We start from the raw sequence: 19422 nt of genomic DNA on the forward strand, positions 1-19422 counted from the left end.
ATTAGTTATTTTTTCTTTTTCTGCGAAAATCCATTTTGAGCGAGAACACGTGGGTAAACAATGGATTCGACTGGTTTGCGAGGTTAGTAAAGGCATAGTCCACCATAAACGACTGGATCCGGAAACCCACTCCCACACTCGGTTGAAAGATCCATACCTTTTTAAGATTCAGGGTGTCCCCGTCTGCCAGTCCTTTCTGGAAATTGTTCACCCCGCCCCGGATAAATACAATATCCTTGTAGTTGTATTCCAGTCCTACTTTCGGGTCGATGCTGACAGGATCCCCGCTTACCACGGTGTTCCTCCTGCCGTCAAACGTCACATCAAAATTTGCTTCGGCCAGCAATCCCGATTTTTTACCGATCGGGAAAACACGGGCACCTCCCAGTATCAGCCGGGGGGAAGTGAGCTCTGTCGACTTCACCGGAATATCATTTTTTGCCAGGTACAGGGCCTCTTTTTCTTCTTCGGTGAAATTGAAGGCCCAGCTGTTGAAGGTGGTAGTAAGATCCCGGCCTACCACACCAAACCGCCATTTATCCTGAATGATCTGCACGCCGGCATCCAGACCGAATCCCCAGGCCTTGGCAAAGCTTCCCACACTGCGGTGAATGACCTTTGCGTTCACGCCTATGTTCACATTTTTCTTTTCTGTTTGCCGCAGGTTCTGCGAATAGGATAACAGAAATCCGTAATCAGCTGAAGAAAACGACTTAATATTATTGTAATTGATCGATCCGTCGGGCTCCACCAGAAAAAGGGTATTCATGATATCATCTACGGCAAAACGAAGGGCGGTAACACCCAGTGTCCGTTTGGGGCTGGTAGTGGGCAACGTTACGTTCAGGTAATCATATTTTCCGATACCGGCAAAATATTCTGCGTGCATCAGGTTCACCTGGATATCGTCCTGAACATTCACCAGTCCTGCAGGATTCCAGTATCCCGCGGTACCATCCTGCACACTGGCCACCTGGGCGCTTCCCATTCCCAATCCCCTGGCACCTGCGCCAATATTCAGAAATTCATTGGAATACTTCCGGAACTGGGCTTCTGAAGCAACAGCAACCAGCAATAACGGCAGTAAAAAGCATAGCTTGAATGCCTTCATTCTCTCAGATCAAGTTTTAGGTCCACAATTTTCCGGTAAGTGTAATTATCCGCAGCGAAAATAGGTATAAAGCGTTTACAAACATCGCTTTTTAGTCCAGTTTGATGATTTCTTCGCCCGGCAGTGTAAAACCCGGCATGAAGATTCATTCTTACCGGCAGATGGCGTACCTTTGCAGCCTTTAATAAAGGGATAGATTATGAACGTTATATCAGAACTGAAATGGAGGGGCATGATCCAGGATATCATACCAGGTACCGAAGAGCAGCTGAACCGGGAGATGACCACCGGGTATATCGGGTTCGACCCCACGGCCACCAGTCTGCATATCGGAAGCCTCGTACCTATTTTATTACTGGTACATCTTCAAAAAGCCGGTCACCGGCCGGTAGCCCTTGTTGGGGGAGCCACGGGCATGATCGGTGATCCCAGCGGAAAAAGCGAGGAGCGGAACCTGCTGAATGAAGCCACCCTGGCAGCAAATATTGCGGGTATAAAAAACCAGCTGGAAAAATACCTGGACTTCTCTCCTTCCCATCCCAATGCCGCCATTATGGTAAACAACTACGACTGGTTCAAAGGCATCAGCTTCCTGGAGTTTCTGCGGGATGCGGGCAAGCACATTACGGTTAACTATATGATGGCGAAGGACAGTGTAAAGAAACGCTTTGAAGGCGAAGTAGGTATCAGCTATACCGAGTTCGCCTACCAGCTGATGCAGGGCTATGATTTTTATCATTTATATACCACACAGGGCGTAAAGCTGCAGATGGGCGGCAGCGACCAGTGGGGCAATATCACTACCGGAACAGAATTTATCCGCCGTAAGGCCGGCCAGGAGGCTTTTGCCTTTACCTGCCCACTTATCCGTAAAGCTGACGGTACCAAGTTCGGAAAGACCGAAAAAGGCAATGTATGGCTGGATCCCGAAAAAACATCTCCCTACCAGTTCTACCAGTTCTGGCTCAATACCAGCGATGAGGATGCGGTTTCCTGGATAAAAATATTCACCTTCCTGGATCAGCCGACTATCGAAGAACTAAACCGTTTGCACGGGCAAAACCCGGCGGAGCGGTTACTTCAGAAAACCCTGGCAAAGGAGATCACCATTTTTGTACATGGTGCGGAGGAATATGAAAAAGCGGTCATTACTACCGAAAAATTATTTGCCAACCAGAGCCGGCCAGCGGCAGAAATGAGCATTGAAGACCTGGAAGGACTTGAAGGTGTTGTAAAAGCGGTTATCGCTAAAGCGGTACTGGAACAGGGCGTTGACGTCGTATCACTGCTGGCGGATACCAAAATAGCGCCCAGCAAAGGTGAAGCCCGGAAACTGGTCCAGGGCGGAGGCATCAGCATCAACCGTGAGAAGGTGACCGATCTTCAACTGAAAGTTACCGGCCTGCATCTGTTACACGACCGGTATATCCTGCTGCAAAAAGGGAAAAAGAATTATTACCTGGTAGAAGTACAGTAGTGCACCCCCAGGTTTTTCAGGACGAACTCATCAATCTTGTCCTATTCCTTTACGGCCTTTGCGGTTAAATTATAAACCGCAAAGAACGGAAAGGGACGCAAGGTTTTTTTGTACGGTCTGTTATGTTCCCCTACCCTTTGCGGCCTTCGCAATCTTTGCGGTTAAAAAACAGCTTAATTACTTCAATGTCTTGATCACCTTCCACATCGCATCAGCTACAAGCTGATTGCCTTTTGCATTGAGGTGTACACGGTCAACCGTGAGGATGCCTTTTTCGTTATTCTCAGGGTTATTCTGCTGCAGGTAATCCAGGAATATTTTGCGAAGATCCACCAGGGGCACTTCATTTTTGGCCGCATACTCCCGGATCCATTTAGCATACTGGTTCAGATCCCCATCCTGTTGATTGGAGAAATCATTCCGTTCGCCAATTACCGAAGGCGTGCATACCACCGGCTGAATGCCCTGTTTCTTCAATGTGGAAATGATAGCATCGTAAAATTTACCAAACTTATCAAAATCGGTTCCCGTTCCCGAGGATGTTTTGTGCCACACATCATTGATACCTACATATACCAGGACTATATCCGGCTTTTGGTCCAGCACATCGGGCTGAAACCGCAGGAAAAGGTCATACACCTTGTTTCCCCCGATCCCTTTTCCCACAAATTCAAACTGGTCCGCCAGGTGCTCAACCTTGCTCATACTATCGATCCGCGTGATATACCCGCCTGGCGCCGCACCCTGCTGGGTAATGGAATCACCAAAAAAGATCACCTTCTTTTTCTTAACCGGCTGGAACGCGAGCAACAATAATAACACAGGCAGCAGCACTGCTGTTTTTTTCACCATCATTTTCATTATATTTTATACTATTAATAAAAGCATACAGCGTTAGAGGGCAAGCGGCAAAAGTAAAAGAAGGCATTGCACACGTCATCGTTTCACACATCGTCTTTTGTCATCTGGGACCTCGTTTAAAAAACCGGGCATAAAATTACTGACATTCGGTCAAGTTCAGTGATTCGAACCGGATAATTTTAGAAGGGTATCTTTTGGCATAGGCAAACAGCATATTCGTAATGGTACTGTTTTCTTTATAAGGTGTTATAGATTCACGGAGTTGATCCGGCTGCTCGATCGGTATCGTATCTGAAATAAATCCCATACCGTAAAAGCTTCCCTTCCATACGAGGATGCAGGACCGTTCATCCTGGTGAATGCCGCTGTCTACAATTGCAAAGGAGGGCTGTTCGTTCAGGTGCCTGATGGCTTCCAGCACCCGCCCGTTATAATCTTCGGGCCTTTCTTCTTTTTCGCAGGCGCCCCTGCATTGCTGCCGGTGCAATGCTTCATCATACAAAGGGGCCTCAATAAAACACAGCCGCGGACATAAAGCATAATCGTGCACCAGCTGCCGGAGCGAAGCCCTGGCGTTCTCGATCTGATGGTAAGAGCTGAGCAGGGTCCTGCCCCGGGTCATCCGGTCTACACAAAGCCGCAGATACCCGTTCTGGTCTTCATAAGAAATAATCCCATACAATTCTTCCCTTCGTTTCTGCGAAGCGTTGAACCGTGGCCAGAGCCGCCTGATTTCGGTCGATTCTTTTACTGCCGCCATCAGCTCGGTACCACATTCTTCAAAACTGATGCGGTACACGTGGCGCATAAAATTCTGCTTTTGCCGGCTGGTGGAGTTATTGCTGAAATGGCTGCTTACCCGGTAACGGATGTTCTTTGCCTTGCCCACATATACGATCTTTCCCTTATCATCATGAAAATAATAAACCCCGGGGGTATAGGGCAGCTGGTCAAAGTCGGACTTGGGTACATTGGGGGGCAATACCTGCTCCTTGGATGTTTTTCGAAGGCTTTTGACGATATGGCCTTCGGTATCTTTTTGCAGCAGGAGCTGGAACAACGCAACGGTGGCATCCATATCTCCGCCGGCCCGGTGTTTATTGTAATGCCGTATTCCAAGTGCTTCACAAAGACGGCCCAGACCATAAGAGGCGTGTCCCGGCAGCAATTTACGGCTCAGCCGAACGGTACAGAGTTTGTTGCTGACCAATTCATACCCGCATGCAGCCAGCTGGCTTTTTACAAATGAATAATCGAAATTGACACTGTGTGCTACAAAAATCCTGTCGTGCAGCAGTTCATACACCTGTGCTGCGATCCCTTCAAATAAAGGCGCATCTTCCACCATTTCATTACTGATACCCGTGAGCGCCTGTATATACCCGGGGATGCTGTGTACCGGGTTTACCAGGCTTTCAAAGCGTTCCAGAACCGTACCTTCCGCATCCAGCACCTGGATGGAAATCTCCGTTATGCCGCTGGCTGCCGCATAAGAACCGGTTGTTTCAATATCAACAATTGCATATTGCATTCCTGTAAAAGGCTAATTTCGCAAAAAAATCAAATTTGAACGAGGAAAAATTTATCATGTTCCGCAACCGGCTGACCAAGGTTTACCGGCATCTTTCCAAACAGGCTCAAAAACAGGGGGTTAGTTGTTACCGTATCTACGATCATGATCTGCCGGAGTTTCCGGTTTGCATTGAACGGTATGAAAATTATATCTATATCGCGGAATACAAACGGCGGCACGGCATGGAGGAACACCAGCACCAGCAATGGATGACACAAACTATAACGGTTGTTGCAACAGTAACGGGTATCCCCGAAACGAACATCCATACCAAGCTCCGCCAGCGGAAGGCCGGCCGCCAGGGTCAGTACCAAAAGACCGACCAAACCCGTAATGAGATCACCGTGCAGGAGAACGGTTTAAAATTTATTGTAAACCTCGAAGACTACCTGGATACAGGACTTTTCCTGGACCACCGCATCACACGTAAGCTGGTGCAGGAGCAGAGCGATCGGCAGCGGGTATTGAACCTTTTTGCCTATACCGGGTCGTTTTCTGTTTATGCAGCAGCAGGTGGGGCGGCGCTGATCACTACTGTGGACCTTTCAGGCACCTATACCCGGTGGGCGGAACGGAACATGCAGTTGAATGACTTTACACGGCGGGGATACACTTTTGTGCAGGCAGATGCACTACAATTTATCAGGCAGGCGGCCACCGGATCTTATGATATCATCGTGCTGGATCCGCCTACCTTCAGCAACAGCAAAAAAACTGATACCGTTTTAGACATTCAGCGCGACCATGTTTTGCTGATCAATGAATGCCTGCGGTTGCTAAGTCCGGGAGGCACATTGTATTTCAGTACCAATGCCCGGAAATTTGTTCTGGATGCCGGTAAATTGCAAACGGACAAGATAAAGGACATCACCAAAACCACGACTCCATTTGATTTTGAGGGAAAATTGTTCCGATGGTGTTATAAGATAGAGAAGTAAACGCTCCGCAATCAGATATCAGATCTCAGAATTCAGAATTGAGAATTGAGCAGGTCTTTTCACCATTCATCGCTCACCGGCAAACGGATCACTTCCCGTATTGTTTCTGTAACAGATAGAGATAGGGCTCCAGGTGATGATGGGCAAATTTGTCTTTTCCGTCCGTGCCGTACTTTTTATAATACTCCGCGTCAGGCAGCAGGACAACCGGTGTACCTGCCCGCATATAACTCATGGAGGGCATATACTGCGGTTCTTTTAACCCCGGCAGTACTTTTTTTATCGCCAGTTTATACAATTTATGTCCCAGGATATTGGTATAAGAGCGCTGCGCCTTTCTTGTTTTGCGATTCAACTTTCCATAATAAAGATTGCCCACCAGGCGCAGGAAGAATTTCTGCTTTTTCAGGTCATCCGGAATGTGTATGATCGGGTTCAACCGGTTCATGTCCGAAACCCGCTGAATGCTGTAGGGCGTTTCGGGCACCCAGTCCGCCGCGTTCACCACAGAATAGGCCCAGCCACCTTTGTTGATAAAATCAAAATCATAGGCATACTGCATATTGCCCGGCTTGGGTGCTGCGCTGGTGTAGGTCTTGAAGCGGATGTCCTGTGGCAGCGCACCGGCCTGTCGCTGGTAATAAAGATAAGAGCTCACCAGGTAGCTCAGCACGCCCCCCTGGCTGTGCCCGAAAATAAAAAAATCGCGCACTCCTTTCTGATACAGCTCCTTTATATGGGGCACCATATCCCGCACCAGGTAGGCCATTCCGATGGTCCAGCCGGCGTGTACATAGGCCTCGTTGCTTTCTGCCAGCTTATAATCAAATTTTGTTGTGGCATCCAGCTGCAGGGAACCGGTGGCCGGAATCATCGGACAATAATAATTCTCCAGCCAGCTGGCCTTATCTCCCACCGTTCCCCGGATCACGATCACGGCCTGGTTGTAGGCGTTGGTATACAGCCACCAGAGGTTTTTCATACCCATCTCCGGCGATTTGTAAACCAGTTTATAAGGGTCCTGTTCTTTTTCCCGCCGGGCCTTATCCGGGATGCTGCTTTCAAAATGCATCATGGAAAGAAATGCCGTATATTCTTTTCCGTCAAATACCGGCTGAAATTCCTGTGCGGAAATGGCCTGTACCATTACCAGGGCCAATACAAAAAGTCTTATACGTAACTGCATATCATTCCTTTTGATTCAGAACAAAATTAGCCGATCGTAAAATAAAACGGGGTACCGGCACCGCCCTTCCCGGAATTATTGATCCGGGTTATCGGCAACCGGATCACAGTTATATAAAAAAATCCCGGCACCAGGCCGGGATCGTTTATACAATCACCTGCTAAAGGGTTTTCAGCACGTCATTCATATTCCGCACGGCGTCCGCGCTTTTATTAAAGGCAGCCTGCTCTTCTTCCGACAATTTGAAATCGATGATCCGCTCCCATCCGCTACGGCCGATGATCACCGGCACTACCAGCGAAATATCTTTTTGTCCGTATTCCCCTTCCAGGGCCACACCACAGGAGATCAGTTTCTTTTCATCCCGCAGGATGCTTTCCACCATAGCGGCCGTTCCTGCACCGGGGGCATACCAGGCGGATGTTCCGATCAGTTTTGTAAGTGTGGCACCACCCACCATTGTATCTGCCACGATCTTATCCTGCTGCTCCTTTGTTAAAAAATTCGTCACCGGTGTGCTGTTCCAGGTGGCGTGACGGATCAGCGGGATCATGGTTGTATCACCGTGCCCGCCGATCACCACGGCATTCAGATCTGCCGGTGAGCAGCCCAGCTCCTGACTGAGGTAATACCGGAAACGCGCCGAATCCAGTGCTCCGCCCATTCCCAGGATCCGGTTCTTGGGAAGCCCGGAGGTTTGAAGGGTCAGGTAGTTCATGGTATCCATCGGATTGGACACCACAATAATGATGGTATCGGGAGAGTATTTTAAAATATTTTCGGTAACACTTTTGACAATTCCGGCATTCACGCCAATCAGCTCTTCGCGTGTCATACCGGGCTTGCGCGGAAGTCCGGAAGTGATCACCACCACATCGGAATGTTCGGTAGCCGCATAATCATTGGTAACGCCCTTGATCTTGGTATCAAATCCCAGCAATGCTGCGGTCTGCATCATATCGATGGATTTGCCCTCGGCCACTCCTTCTTTGATATCCAACAGCACCAGTTCGGACGCTAACTCTTTTCTGGCAATATTGTCAGCACAGGTAGCTCCAACTGCTCCGGCACCTACTACAGTAACTTTCATATAATCGTTTTAAAGATGAATTGAATAGAAACAAATTTAACCTATTAAGTTTCAATAAACCAACGCCCGTTTAAAATCCGTTCTTAAAATAAAAAAATCCAAAAAAATATATCAAAACTCATTGTTACAAAAAACCAATTCCTTATTTTTGCAATCCCAAAATCAAACAGGGTGTGATTGACCCATGGTGTAACGGTAGCACTACTGATTTTGGTTCAGTCAGTTAAGGTTCGAATCCTTATGGGTCAACAAAAAAGAAGCGCTGGATCAGCGCTTCTTTTTTTATGCGTATGCGGCATTTCGAAGGCCTATAACATATAGCTACATATACAAAGCATTAATTATCTTTGAAAGTTCAAAATCACATATGCTAAAAATAGGGATTGTTGGCGTAGGCCATTTGGGGAAATTTCATCTGAATAACTGGCTGGAGATCGAAGGCGTTGAAGTGGTCGGCTTCTACGATCCGAATGAAGATACCGCCAGAGAGGTTATTGAAAAATATAACATCAAACGCTTTTTTGATGCAGACGCTTTTTTAGCGCTTTGCGATGCCATTGATATTGTAACACCTACCACCTTCCATTACCAGTGGTGTGAAAAAGCCATTAAACTGGGCCGCCATGTATTTGTAGAAAAACCGTTTGCGGATACCATGGATGAAGCGCGGGAACTGGTGAAACTGGCCAAGGAGTCCAATATCAAACTGCAGGTGGGTCATGTGGAGCGGTTCAATCCTGCTTTTCTTGCATTAAAGGAAGTAACCTTAAAACCCATGTTCATAGAGGTACACCGGCTGGCACAGTTCAACCCGCGTGGTACAGAGGTGAGCGTGATCCTCGACCTGATGATCCATGATATCGACATCATCCTCAGTATCGTAAAAAGCGATGTAAAACGGATCTCTGCAAGTGGTGTGGCCGTACTTACCGAAACGCCTGACATTGCAAACGTGCGGATCGAATTTGACAACGGTTGTGTCGCCAACCTGACTTCCAGCCGGATCTCCATGAAAAAGATGCGCAAAATGCGGCTGTTCCAGAAAGATGCTTATATAGGCATTGACTTCCTCAATAAAAAGACCGAGATCATTAAACTGAAGGAAGCAACCGATGCCAATGTTTTTGCATTTGATATCGACACACCCGGCGGTGGCAAAAAGACCATCGCCATGGCCAACCCCGCGGTACCGGAAGTGAATGCCATTAAAAAAGAGCTGGAGGAATTCCGCGATGCCATCCTGAACAATACTCAAACGGTAGTATCGGAAATAGACGGACTGAAAGCCATGGATGTCGCACACCAGATACTGGAAAAAATCGGCAATAATACAATCAAAAATTAGTGGGAGATTCTAAACGCATTTCTTCTTCCTGGTACCTGCTGGCGGATTATACAGGGGCGACACTCTCCTGGCTGATCTTCATCAGTCTGCTGCGCAGGGGACCCGAGAACCTGGGTGCGCAGGACTGGATCGTTACCCTGTTTATCGTTCCTGTACTCTGGCTGATGTTGTTCACCCTGGCCGGCAGCTACCGGAACCTCTATGAAAAATCAAGGACCGAAGAATTCTTGGTCACCCTGCTCTGCTCCCTTATCGGAAGCGCCGCACTTATATTTATTTTTCCCGAATTAAAGTATCACCTGTATATCGGTATCATCCACCTGCTGTTCCGCCTGGTCGTGCTGCATTGCGGCATCACTTTTTTTTTCCGCTGGCTGATCCTCCGGGTTGTAAAACGCCAGATAAAGGACCGGACGGTTATTTTTAATACCCTCCTTATCAGCGATGGTTCCGCAGTAAATGATGTGCTGACCACCACCGGAAAAGGGCTGTCGGACACCGCTTTTCATTATGCAGGTTATATAGAGCTTGCTCCTCCCGCCAACGTTCAGGATGTGGAGTTGCCCCGGCTGGGCTCGCTTACAGAGCTCGAAACCGTCATCCGGCAGCATTCGATAAAAATGGTGGTCATTAACAATGCCCAGACCTTTTCCCTGCCTGTGGAGGACCTGCTGGCCCGGCTCAGTGAAAAAGATGTGGCGATCAACCTGATCCCAAAAACGCTTGACATCCTTTCCGGCTCGGTTAAAGCAGGCAATGTAATGGGTGGCGGGCTTGTAAATATTCCCAATACCCTGCTCAGCAACTGGCAATCGAATATAAAACGGGTACTGGATGTGGGCTGTGCAGCAGGCGGTTTATTGTTCTTATCCCCGCTCTACCTGTTTGTGGCCCTGCGTGTACGTTTCAGCAGCCCGGGACCTGTCATTTTTAAACAGGAACGGATCGGCTATAAAGGCCGGCCGTTTACGCTTTATAAATTCCGGTCGATGTATACCGGCGCGGAAACCGGTGTACCGTTGCTGTCGTCCAGGAATGATCCCCGGATCACCAGGTGGGGAAAGGTCATGCGCAAATGGCGTCTGGATGAACTGCCGCAGCTATGGAATATCCTGAAAGGCGATATGAGCCTTGTCGGCCCCCGGCCGGAACGGGCCTATTTTATCGACCAGATCGTTCAGCATTTTCCCACCTATAAATATGTACTAAAGGCGCGGCCCGGTCTTACCAGTTGGGGAATGGTACAGTTTGGCTATGCCGAAAACCTTGAAGAGATGATCGAACGCAACCAGTTTGACCTGATGTACATCGAAAACATTTCGCTCCTGTTGGACCTTAAAATTTTATTGCATACTTTTCGGATCATTCTTCAGGGCAAAGGAAAATAAACATTTTGAACACGCTTTCCACTATCCGGTTCTTTAAACGGGCGGAGATCGATACGACCCGCTGGGACGCTTTTATAAAAAACAGTGCACAGTACCGCATCTATGCCCTCAGCAACTGGCTGGATCATCTTTCGCCCGGCTGGAGCGCCCTGATCAACGCCGACTATTCGGTAGTAATGCCCCTGCCTGTTAAAAAAAAATATGGCATCTCCTACCTCGCTCAGCCCCGGTTCACCCAACAATTGGGACTGTACTCGGCCCGGCCGCTTTCTCCTGCTGTTGCGGAGGATTTCCTTTATCATGCGGCACATCTTTTTTCATTTGCCGAGATATTCCTGAATACCGGCACCGGCTCAGATGCGCCCGCTGAAAAGGATAATTATATCCTGCCGCTCAACAACCCCTACCCGGAGATCCGGAGCCGTTACTCACGAAGTCTTACTGACAACAGCCTCCGTCCGGCTTCCAAAAATCAACTTAAATATATCCAGCAAACAGACACGGCAGCTGCCATTGACCAGTACCGGCAACTTTACCAGCAACGGATGGGACTGGAAGATGCCGCTTATCATCAACTGGAAGTGCTTGCCGCCGCCATGAAAAAAACAGGAAATTGTTTTACCCGGCAGGTAATCATAACGGAAGGAAGACCTGTTGCCACCAGTCTTTTTTTTATCGACCGGCAGCGGATCTACAATCTTTGTTCCGCCACACCACCTGAAGGAAGAAAGCTGAATGCCAACTATTTCTTATATGACCAGCTCATCCGCGAATTTGCCGGCTCGGGTCTTATCCTTGATTTTGAAGGGAGTACGATCCCCGGGATCGCAGCGTTCTATAAAAAATTCGGCGCTCATCCTGAGCCCTATTATTTTGTAAAGTGGAACCGACTTAAATGGCCTCTCAAAATTTTTAAAAAATAATTTTGAGAGGTTGTCCAATTTCATACACCCCGGTTGTTATGGAGGTATAAAACATTTAATAACCGGTTCCGCGCAGCGGGACAAAAAAATGAAACAATGGAACAAAGAATTAAATTCACTGAAGCAGGAAAAGATGCATTGACAGCCTTGTACCCCGTAGGAAAGTACCTGAAACAAACCACTCTCGATCAGCAGTTGCTGCACCTGATCTACTACCGTGTATCACAGATCAACGGCTGTGCCTTTTGTCTGGATATGCACTCAAAAGATCTCCGGGCTGCGGGTGAAACCGAACAGCGTCTGTATGTAATGGATGCCTGGAGGGAAGCCCCTTTTTACAGCGACAAAGAAAGGGCGGCGCTGGCCTGGGCCGAAGCACTGACCAAGCTGAGCAGCACGTTGGTACCAGACGATATTTATGATAAGGCAAAAGAACATTTTTCCGAAAAGGAGTTGGTGGACCTGACCCTGGCCGTGACAACGATTAATACCTACAATCGTTTTAACATTGCCTTTGGTGCACCTGTGGGTACTTACAAAGTGGGTCAGTTTGCTTAAACAATACATAAAAATTAAAAACCACATTTATGAAAGATTTTTTATTTCTGTTCCGTGCAGATTATGTTGAATATGCCAAGCGCTCCCCACAGGAACTGCAATCGATGACAAAGAAATGGATGGACTGGATCGGCGGGATTGCCGCACAAAACAAGCTGGCCGACCGGGGCAACCGCCTGGAGAGCGGAGGAAAAGTGATCCGGCCCGGCAGCGTAATAACCGACGGCCCTTTTTGTGAAATAAAAGAAAGTCTGGGAGGTTATATCGTGATAAAGACCGCCTCCCTTGATGAAGCAGCCGAAATTGCCAAGGGATGCCCGGTTTATGAGATCGGCGGTTCTGTGGAAGTACGTGAAATCAGTGTAATGTAACTCATGGAACAGGCCTACCTCCTCCCCCATTTATTCCGTACAGAGTACAGCAAGATCATTGCTGTACTCTGTAATCATTTTGGAATTGATTATATCGAAGTGGCGGAAGACATTGTAAGCGACACCTTTCTAACCGCTACAGAACTTTGGGGCATAAAGGGAGTTCCTGAAAATCCCGTGGCCTGGCTTTATACGGTGGCTAAAAACAAGACACGCAATTATCTGAAACGTCATAACCTTTTTGAAAAAAAGATTACCGAAGATCTGAAAAAGCAACCGGCGGATTTCGAAACGGATATCGATCTGTCTAACTCCGCTATTGCCGATAGCCAGCTTGCCATGATCTTTACGGTCTGTCATCCGGCTGTTTCAAAAGAAGCACAGATTGCCCTTGCCTTAAATCTCCTTTGCGGTTTTGGTGTGCAGGAGATCGGCGATGCTTTTCTGACCAATAAGGAAACGATTTACAAACGCCTCAAACGCGCTAAAGAAAAGCTCCGGGAAGAAAACATCCCGATTGCGCCACCTTCTGTTCTAATGGTGGAAGACCGTCAGGAAGCCGTGCTGACCACGCTGTACCTTTTGTTCAATGAAGGGTATTACTCCGTTTCAGGGCACCATCCCCTCAAGAAAGACTGTTGCATGGAAGCCATGCGCCTCACATTACTATTGCTTGAGAACACGCTCACCAACACTCCGGCCACCAATGCAATCATGGCACTTATGTGCTTTCATGCCTCCCGTTTTGACGCAAGAACGAACAGCAATGGGGAAATCATTCTTTATGAAGACCAGGATACCCGGCTCTGGAACAAGGAGCTGATCGAAAAAGGACTTTATTATATGAACAATTCGGCCAGCGGAAACCAGATCAGCAAATTCCATCTGGAGGCCGGCATAGCCTACTGGCATACACATTCCGAAGACACCAAAGAAAAATGGGAGGCGATTCTTCAGCTGTATAATAAGCTCCTGATGCTGGAATACACGCCTGTAGCTGCGCTGAACCGTACCTACGCGCTGGCCAAAGCCAACAGCGTTGAAGAAGCCATCACCGAAGCCGAAAAGCTGAACCTCACCGACAATCATTTTTATTTTGTATTGCTGGGTAAACTTTATGAGCACACTGATCCCACCAAAGCGCGGACACTTTTACAAACGGCCAAAGACCTGGCCCGGTCGGAAAACGACCGGCAGCTGATCCAGAAAAAAATAAGCGAACTGAAAGAGATATCCTAACTTAGTCCGCAGATCCGATCGCGGCAATTTTCCGTAGGATAGCGTACGGTGAAATGCTGTTGCTGAAGGTGCGGATGTACTTTCTGCATTGCCGGAACGGATCAATAAACATAAAAAGATGAAAGCAATCGTCCTTGAACAATTCGGAAGTATCGATAACCTGCAATTTAAAGAGTTACCGGTGCCCCAGCCGCAGGCCGGCGAGCTTCTCATAAAAGTGGTATTCGCTGCTGTAAACCCCTATGACCGGAAGGTAGTGGAAGTATTTGGGAAAGAGGCGGGCGTTCAGCTACCCGTGGTACTGGGCTCCGAGCTTTCGGGCATTGTTGAAGCTACCGGCGAAGGGGTTACCGGCTTTAAGCCCGGTGACGCGGTATGCGGCAACCTTGGAACATTTGGCGGCTGTTATGCCGAATATGCTGTGGTAAAACAAACCGATGTGGTAGTAAAGCCAGCGGCTGTTTCCTTTGAAACCGCGGCCGCTGCTCCGGTGGCAGCGCTAACCGCTTCAAAGGCCATCCTTGATGAAGGTGGATTAAAAGCAGGGGAAAAAATTGTCATTCACGGCGCGTCCGGTGGTATCGGTGCTATGGCAGTGCAGCTGGCAAAAGCGGCAGGAGCCCATGTTACTGCTACCGCTTCCGGAAAAAACGAAGCGCGCATCAAAGCGTTGGGGGCCGACGTTTTTATTGATTACACCACGCAGGATTTTACAACATTGATCAAAGATGCCGACCTGGTACTGGACACCGTTGGTGGCAAAACCCAGGAAGACTCATTTATCATACTCAAAAAAGGAGGCCGGCTGATCAGCCTCGTGCAACCACCTTCAAAAGAAAAAGCCGCTCAGTATGAAGTACAGGCAAAAATGATTTTCGGGGGACCCAATGCCGGACGCCTGGAAAAAGTGATGCAACAGCTTGCGGAAGGCCGGCTGAAAGTAACCGTAGAAAAAGTATATGTGCTATCCGATGCAAAGGAAGCCCTTCTTGCTATGAAAAACGGGCACCGCACCGGGAAACTGTTGCTGAACCCCTGACACCTTTCCTGTACCCACTTCTACCGGCAGAGCTGAAAGTGTTGAAAATGCGGCACAGCACCCGGGTAACGTGTACATTGGGGATTATGGTGTTTTATAATAATCGTTTGAAAAATTACAAAAAAGCGTATGAGTTTATTGATAAAAAGGACCGGCTTCTTTTTGCTGTTGTTCACTTATTGCAGTGCCGCCGCCCAGACCACGACTTCCGTAAGATCAGCGCAGGAGGCGGCGGATAGTCTTTTCCGGCTTAAAAAATATGCCGAAGCCGCTGCCGGTTATACAACCGCGATTGATCTTGCAGATTTTAAAATAAAAAAAGCCGACCTGTATTACAACCTGGCCAATGCGCTGGCGCTTTCCGGAAATGCAGACAGTGCCTTCAATGCACTCAAGCAGGCGGTTGGTCTGGGATACAACGACAAGGACCATATAGAGAACGACAAAGACCTCCTCGCACTTCATCAACAACCGGAATGGAACCACCTGTTGGCCGGTATTCCAAAAGCCAGACCATTGAACGACGACCCGGAAAAAACAATGTTCAGGACCGATGACATCCATCGTTTCTGGAGGGCGTATGACGCTGCCAGCCATGATACTGCAAATTATACCCGGATATTTCAGCAGCTTTATTTCGATAGTGCCAGTTCAGGAATGGAAGATTATATGGCCTATAAAGTGAACAGCATCGATGACTTCATCACGCATATCCGCTCCGCACCGGCATTTTATCATTCCATAAGGGCCGCCACCTTCAAATCGGATGCCTTCAAACAGGATTTCCTGGCTTCGTTTAAAAAACTGAAAGCGCTTTACCCCGAAGCAAAATTCCCGGATGTTTATTTTGTCATCGGTGCTTTTACCTCGGCAGGTACGGTTACCAGGAATGGTCTCCTGATCGGTATCAACCAGATCTGCAAAACAGACAGCACCCGCACGGAGGAACTGAGCGACCGCTTAAAGACCCGGATGAACAAGATCAGCTACCTGCCCAACATCATTGCGCATGAAGCCATTCATTTTCAGCAGGAAGGTATGAACAACAATGACACCACCACCCTGCGCTCGGTGATCGTTGAGGGTATGGCTGATTTTATAGGCGAACTGATCAGTGGTGATTCGGCCAACCCTGAAGTTTTCCGCTGGGCAAAAGGAAAAGAGAAAGCTATCTGGTCCCGGTTTGAAAAAGACATGTACCAAAGCCGGTACAGCAACTGGATCGCCAACTCCAAAACATCGTCGCCGGACAATCCGCCGGATCAGGGCTACTGGATCGGCTACCAGATCTGCAAATCATTTTATGAAAAGGCCGGCGACAAAAAGAAAGCAATTTATGACATGCTGCACATCCGCGACTACCGGCAGTTCCTGAAGCAGAGCGGCTGGGAGGAAAAACTGGCCGGTATGTAAATTTTAAATAACTTCATGTTGTACTAAACAATCGGCTGATCATGTCCGGTATCCAGTTATTGATCACACTTTGCGTATTTCCACTGATGTTATTTACGGGTATTTACCTGTACCGCCGCATCAATGCCTGGTTGCTGGCAGCAGAAACCTGGCTGGGGATCATCAGTCTGGGATTGCTGTTATTTCTCAGCATTGCCGCCACCCTGAGCGGAGGGTTGTTGTTAATGGCCTGGCTGTTCCAGATCCATCAGCAGTAGTCAGGTAAGTAATTGCGCGGCCACTGCCAGATCCACGGGATGTGTGATCTTGATATTGTTCTTCTCGCCTTCTACCAGCGATACTTTCATACCAAATGCCTCCACCACGGAAGCTTCATCGGTGAATTTCTCCTTCTGTCCGATAGAAAATGCGGGGATCAGTATTTTGCTGTGAAATACCTGCGGGGTCTGTACCAGCACGATCTTATCGCGCTCCAGCGCATCACTGCCGTCTTCAGTAAGCAACCGCACACTGTCGCTGGAAGGTACCACCGGTATGGCGCTGCCGGTTTCAACCGCCTGCTCATAACAGCGCCGGATCAATCCGGATGAGACCAGGCAGCGTACGGCGTCGTGTACAAAAATGATCGCTTCTTCGTCTATCAGTTGCAGCCCGTTTTTTACCGATTCAAAACGGGTGACACCACCAATGGTAAGACGTACCCGGTCCTTATCAAAATAGGCATCGATAATTTCCTGGCCCATATCCGTATAGGCCTCGGGCAATACCAGCACGATGTCCAGGTCCTCGTAGGTTTTTAAAAATGTATCGATCGTATAATACAACAGGGGTTTGTTCTTCAGCAATAAAAACTGTTTGGGTAGTTCCGTTCCCATTCGCACACCTGTTCCTCCTGCTACAATGACTGCTGTTTTTTTCATTCCTGTTCGTTGTTTCCTGTTATTAGCAATGAGCTGTCAGTAATCAGCTATTAGCCCTTTGAAATCATGCTACAAAGATGCCTGCTGGAGACCAAAGCTGATAGCATTTCATCTAATCATCCAGTTTCAGCACCGCCAGGAATGCTTCCTGCGGCACTTCCACATTACCGATCTGGCGCATCCGCTTTTTCCCTTCCTTTTGTTTTTCAAGAAGTTTGCGTTTACGGCTGATATCACCTCCGTAACATTTTGCCGTAACATCTTTCCGCATAGCGGAGATATTTTCCCGGGCCACGATCTTGGCACCGATCGCTGCCTGTATGGCGATCTGGAATTGCTGACGCGGCAGTAACTCCTTCAGCTTTTCACAGAGTTTTCTTCCGAAATCATGGGCCCGTCCGCGGTGGATCAGGGCGCTCAGTGCATCCACCTTTTCGTTATTCAGCAGGATATCCATTTTTACGATATCGCTGTCCCGGTATCCCAGCGGATGGTAGTCGAAAGACGCATAGCCCCGTGTCTGGGATTTCAGTTTATCATAAAAATCAAATACGATCTCCGTCAGCGGCATTTCAAAGATCAGCTCCACCCTTGAAGTGGTAAGATAACTCTGGTTGATGAGGATGCCGCGTTTGCCCAGGCACAGGGTCATGATATTACCGATGTAATCCGGTTTGGTAATGATCTGCGCCTTTATGAATGGCTCTTCGATCCGGTCGGTTTTTACCGGATCCGGGAATTCGGTAGGATTGTTTACAACGATCTTTTCTCCTTTAGTGGTATAAGCAATAAAACTTACGTTGGGTACCGTGGTAATCACGGTTTGCTTAAACTCCCGCTCCAGCCGTTCCTGGATAATCTCCATGTGCAGCATTCCCAGGAACCCGCAACGGAAGCCAAATCCCAATGCCTGCGAGGTCTCCAGCTCAAAGGTCAGTGAGGCATCATTCAGCTGCAGCTTCTCCATACAATCCCGCAGCTCCTCAAACTCATCCGTATTCACCGGATAAATACCGGCAAAGACCATCGGCTTTACTTCTTCAAACCCTTTAATCGCAACAGGGCTGGTATTGCTTGCCAGCGTGATGGTATCCCCTACTTTTACCTCTTTGGCATTCTTAATACCGGTAATGATATAACCCACATCGCCGGCACGCACTTCGTTGCGCTCGGTCATTTTCAGCTTCAGGATCCCGATCTCATCCGCCTCATATTCCTGCCCGGTACTTACAAATTTTACCTTATCGCCTTTTCTCAGTGCCCCGTTCAGGATCCGGTAATAAACAATAATACCGCGGAAGCTGTTGAACACACTGTCAAAGATCAGCGCCTGCAGTGGCGCTTCAGGATCACCTTTGGGAGCAGGTATCTTCTCCACGATCGCTTCCAGCACTTCATCAATACCCAGTCCGGTCCTTCCGCTGGCCAGCAGGATATCCTCCGGTTTACAGCCGATCAGGTCGATGATCTGGTCCCTCACCTCATCGATCATAGCCCCGTCCATATCGATCTTATTGATCACCGGGATGATCTCCAGGTCGTTGTCGATGGCCAGGTACAGGTTGCTGATGGTTTGCGCCTGGATCCCCTGGGTGGCATCCACCAGCAGCAGTGCGCCTTCGCAGGCGGCCAGTGCACGGCTCACCTCATAACTAAAGTCTACGTGACCGGGGGTGTCGATCAGGTTCAGCACATAATCCTCCCCTGCCTTAGACCGGTAATTGATCTGGATGGCGTGACTTTTAATAGTGATCCCTTTTTCCCGCTCCAGGTCCATATCGTCCAGCACCTGGTCCTTCATCTCCCGGTCGCTGATGGTATTGGTAGACTGTAACAGCCTGTCTGCCAGGGTACTTTTACCGTGATCAATATGCGCTATAATACAAAAATTCCGTATATTCTTCATGCTTATACCCTCATTTTCAGGGGCTGCAAAGGTACGCTTTTCAGGCGAATTCCGGCAGGGGATTTCGGAAGCCCGGCAGCAGGA

Annotated in this window: 18 protein-coding genes and 1 tRNA gene; 12 read left to right on the forward strand and 7 right to left on the reverse strand. The window is 48.4% G+C overall.

The window, feature by feature from the left end; genetic code table 11:
* Nucleotide 1 precedes the first annotated feature (1 nt).
* Nucleotides 2-1111, reverse strand: a complete 1110-nt coding sequence (locus tag K7B07_RS24560; RefSeq protein WP_223713192.1) for a putative type IX sorting system protein PorV2 — start codon at nucleotides 1109-1111, stop codon at nucleotides 2-4.
* A 199-nt stretch (nucleotides 1112-1310) separates the two neighbouring features.
* Here K7B07_RS24560 and tyrS point away from each other — a divergent pair, with 199 nt between their 5' ends.
* Nucleotides 1311-2588, forward strand: coding sequence for a tyrosine--tRNA ligase (tyrS, locus tag K7B07_RS24565; RefSeq protein ID WP_223713193.1), 1278 nt, complete (start codon nucleotides 1311-1313; stop codon nucleotides 2586-2588).
* 177 nt (nucleotides 2589-2765) lie between these two features.
* Here the strand turns inward: tyrS and K7B07_RS24570 are convergent, their stop codons facing one another.
* Entirely contained in the window at nucleotides 2766-3443 is a 678-nt protein-coding gene (locus tag K7B07_RS24570) for an SGNH/GDSL hydrolase family protein (RefSeq protein WP_223713194.1), read from the reverse strand.
* 142 nt (nucleotides 3444-3585) lie between these two features.
* Nucleotides 3586-4980: an exonuclease domain-containing protein gene (locus K7B07_RS24575; RefSeq protein WP_223713195.1), complete on the reverse strand. Its 1395-nt coding sequence runs from the start codon at nucleotides 4978-4980 to the stop codon at nucleotides 3586-3588.
* Between the two features lie 35 nt (nucleotides 4981-5015).
* On the opposite strand from K7B07_RS24575, the gene K7B07_RS24580 reads away from it, so the two are divergent.
* Entirely contained in the window at nucleotides 5016-5960 is a 945-nt protein-coding gene (locus K7B07_RS24580; RefSeq protein ID WP_223713196.1) for a class I SAM-dependent methyltransferase, read from the forward strand.
* Between the two features lie 88 nt (nucleotides 5961-6048).
* On the opposite strand, the gene K7B07_RS24585 is transcribed toward K7B07_RS24580, so the two are convergent.
* Entirely contained in the window at nucleotides 6049-7146 is a 1098-nt protein-coding gene (locus K7B07_RS24585) for a lipase family protein (RefSeq protein ID WP_223713197.1), read from the reverse strand.
* A gap of 160 nt (nucleotides 7147-7306) precedes the next feature.
* Nucleotides 7307-8236, reverse strand: coding sequence for a malate dehydrogenase (mdh, locus tag K7B07_RS24590; protein WP_223713198.1), 930 nt, complete (start codon nucleotides 8234-8236; stop codon nucleotides 7307-7309).
* Between the two features lie 178 nt (nucleotides 8237-8414).
* On the opposite strand from mdh, the gene K7B07_RS24595 reads away from it, so the two are divergent.
* From K7B07_RS24595 to K7B07_RS24640, 10 genes are all read left to right on the forward strand, one after another.
* Nucleotides 8415-8485 (forward strand) — tRNA-Gln (locus tag K7B07_RS24595).
* 118 nt (nucleotides 8486-8603) lie between these two features.
* Nucleotides 8604-9581 (forward strand): Gfo/Idh/MocA family protein, encoded by a 978-nt coding sequence (locus K7B07_RS24600; protein WP_223713199.1) that lies wholly within the window; start codon nucleotides 8604-8606, stop codon nucleotides 9579-9581.
* Complete coding sequence (locus tag K7B07_RS24605) at nucleotides 9581-10969, forward strand: sugar transferase (protein ID WP_223713200.1); 1389 nt, start codon at nucleotides 9581-9583, stop codon at nucleotides 10967-10969. The genes K7B07_RS24600 and K7B07_RS24605 overlap by 1 nt, the downstream gene beginning before the upstream one ends.
* 5 nt (nucleotides 10970-10974) lie before the next feature.
* Nucleotides 10975-11892: a GNAT family N-acetyltransferase gene (locus tag K7B07_RS24610; RefSeq protein WP_223713201.1), complete on the forward strand. Its 918-nt coding sequence runs from the start codon at nucleotides 10975-10977 to the stop codon at nucleotides 11890-11892.
* Between the two features lie 96 nt (nucleotides 11893-11988).
* The gene (locus tag K7B07_RS24615) at nucleotides 11989-12450 is read left to right on the forward strand and encodes a carboxymuconolactone decarboxylase family protein (protein ID WP_223713202.1); all 462 of its coding nucleotides are present in this window, start codon (nucleotides 11989-11991) and stop codon (nucleotides 12448-12450) included.
* 29 nt (nucleotides 12451-12479) lie between these two features.
* Nucleotides 12480-12821, forward strand: coding sequence for a YciI family protein (locus tag K7B07_RS24620; protein WP_223713203.1), 342 nt, complete (start codon nucleotides 12480-12482; stop codon nucleotides 12819-12821).
* 3 nt (nucleotides 12822-12824) lie between these two features.
* Entirely contained in the window at nucleotides 12825-14060 is a 1236-nt protein-coding gene (locus K7B07_RS24625; protein ID WP_223713204.1) for an RNA polymerase sigma factor, read from the forward strand.
* 118 nt (nucleotides 14061-14178) lie between these two features.
* Nucleotides 14179-15099: an NADP-dependent oxidoreductase gene (locus K7B07_RS24630; protein WP_223713205.1), complete on the forward strand. Its 921-nt coding sequence runs from the start codon at nucleotides 14179-14181 to the stop codon at nucleotides 15097-15099.
* Nucleotides 15100-15228: 129 nt separating this feature from the next.
* The gene (locus K7B07_RS24635) at nucleotides 15229-16512 is read left to right on the forward strand and encodes a gliding motility protein GldB-related protein (protein WP_223713206.1); all 1284 of its coding nucleotides are present in this window, start codon (nucleotides 15229-15231) and stop codon (nucleotides 16510-16512) included.
* 41 nt (nucleotides 16513-16553) lie between these two features.
* On the forward strand, nucleotides 16554-16769 hold the full coding sequence (locus tag K7B07_RS24640) for a hypothetical protein (RefSeq protein ID WP_223713207.1): 216 nt from the start codon (nucleotides 16554-16556) through the stop codon (nucleotides 16767-16769).
* Here K7B07_RS24640 and K7B07_RS24645 read toward each other — a convergent pair whose 3' ends face one another.
* Entirely contained in the window at nucleotides 16770-17432 is a 663-nt protein-coding gene (locus tag K7B07_RS24645) for a 2-C-methyl-D-erythritol 4-phosphate cytidylyltransferase (RefSeq protein ID WP_223713208.1), read from the reverse strand.
* Nucleotides 17433-17544: 112 nt separating this feature from the next.
* Nucleotides 17545-19338, reverse strand: coding sequence for a translation elongation factor 4 (gene lepA, locus K7B07_RS24650; protein ID WP_223713209.1), 1794 nt, complete (start codon nucleotides 19336-19338; stop codon nucleotides 17545-17547).
* Between the last annotated feature and the right edge of the window lie 84 nt (nucleotides 19339-19422).

The organism is Niabella beijingensis, from assembly GCF_020034665.1.
In the GTDB taxonomy this organism is placed as follows: domain Bacteria; phylum Bacteroidota; class Bacteroidia; order Chitinophagales; family Chitinophagaceae; genus Niabella; species Niabella beijingensis.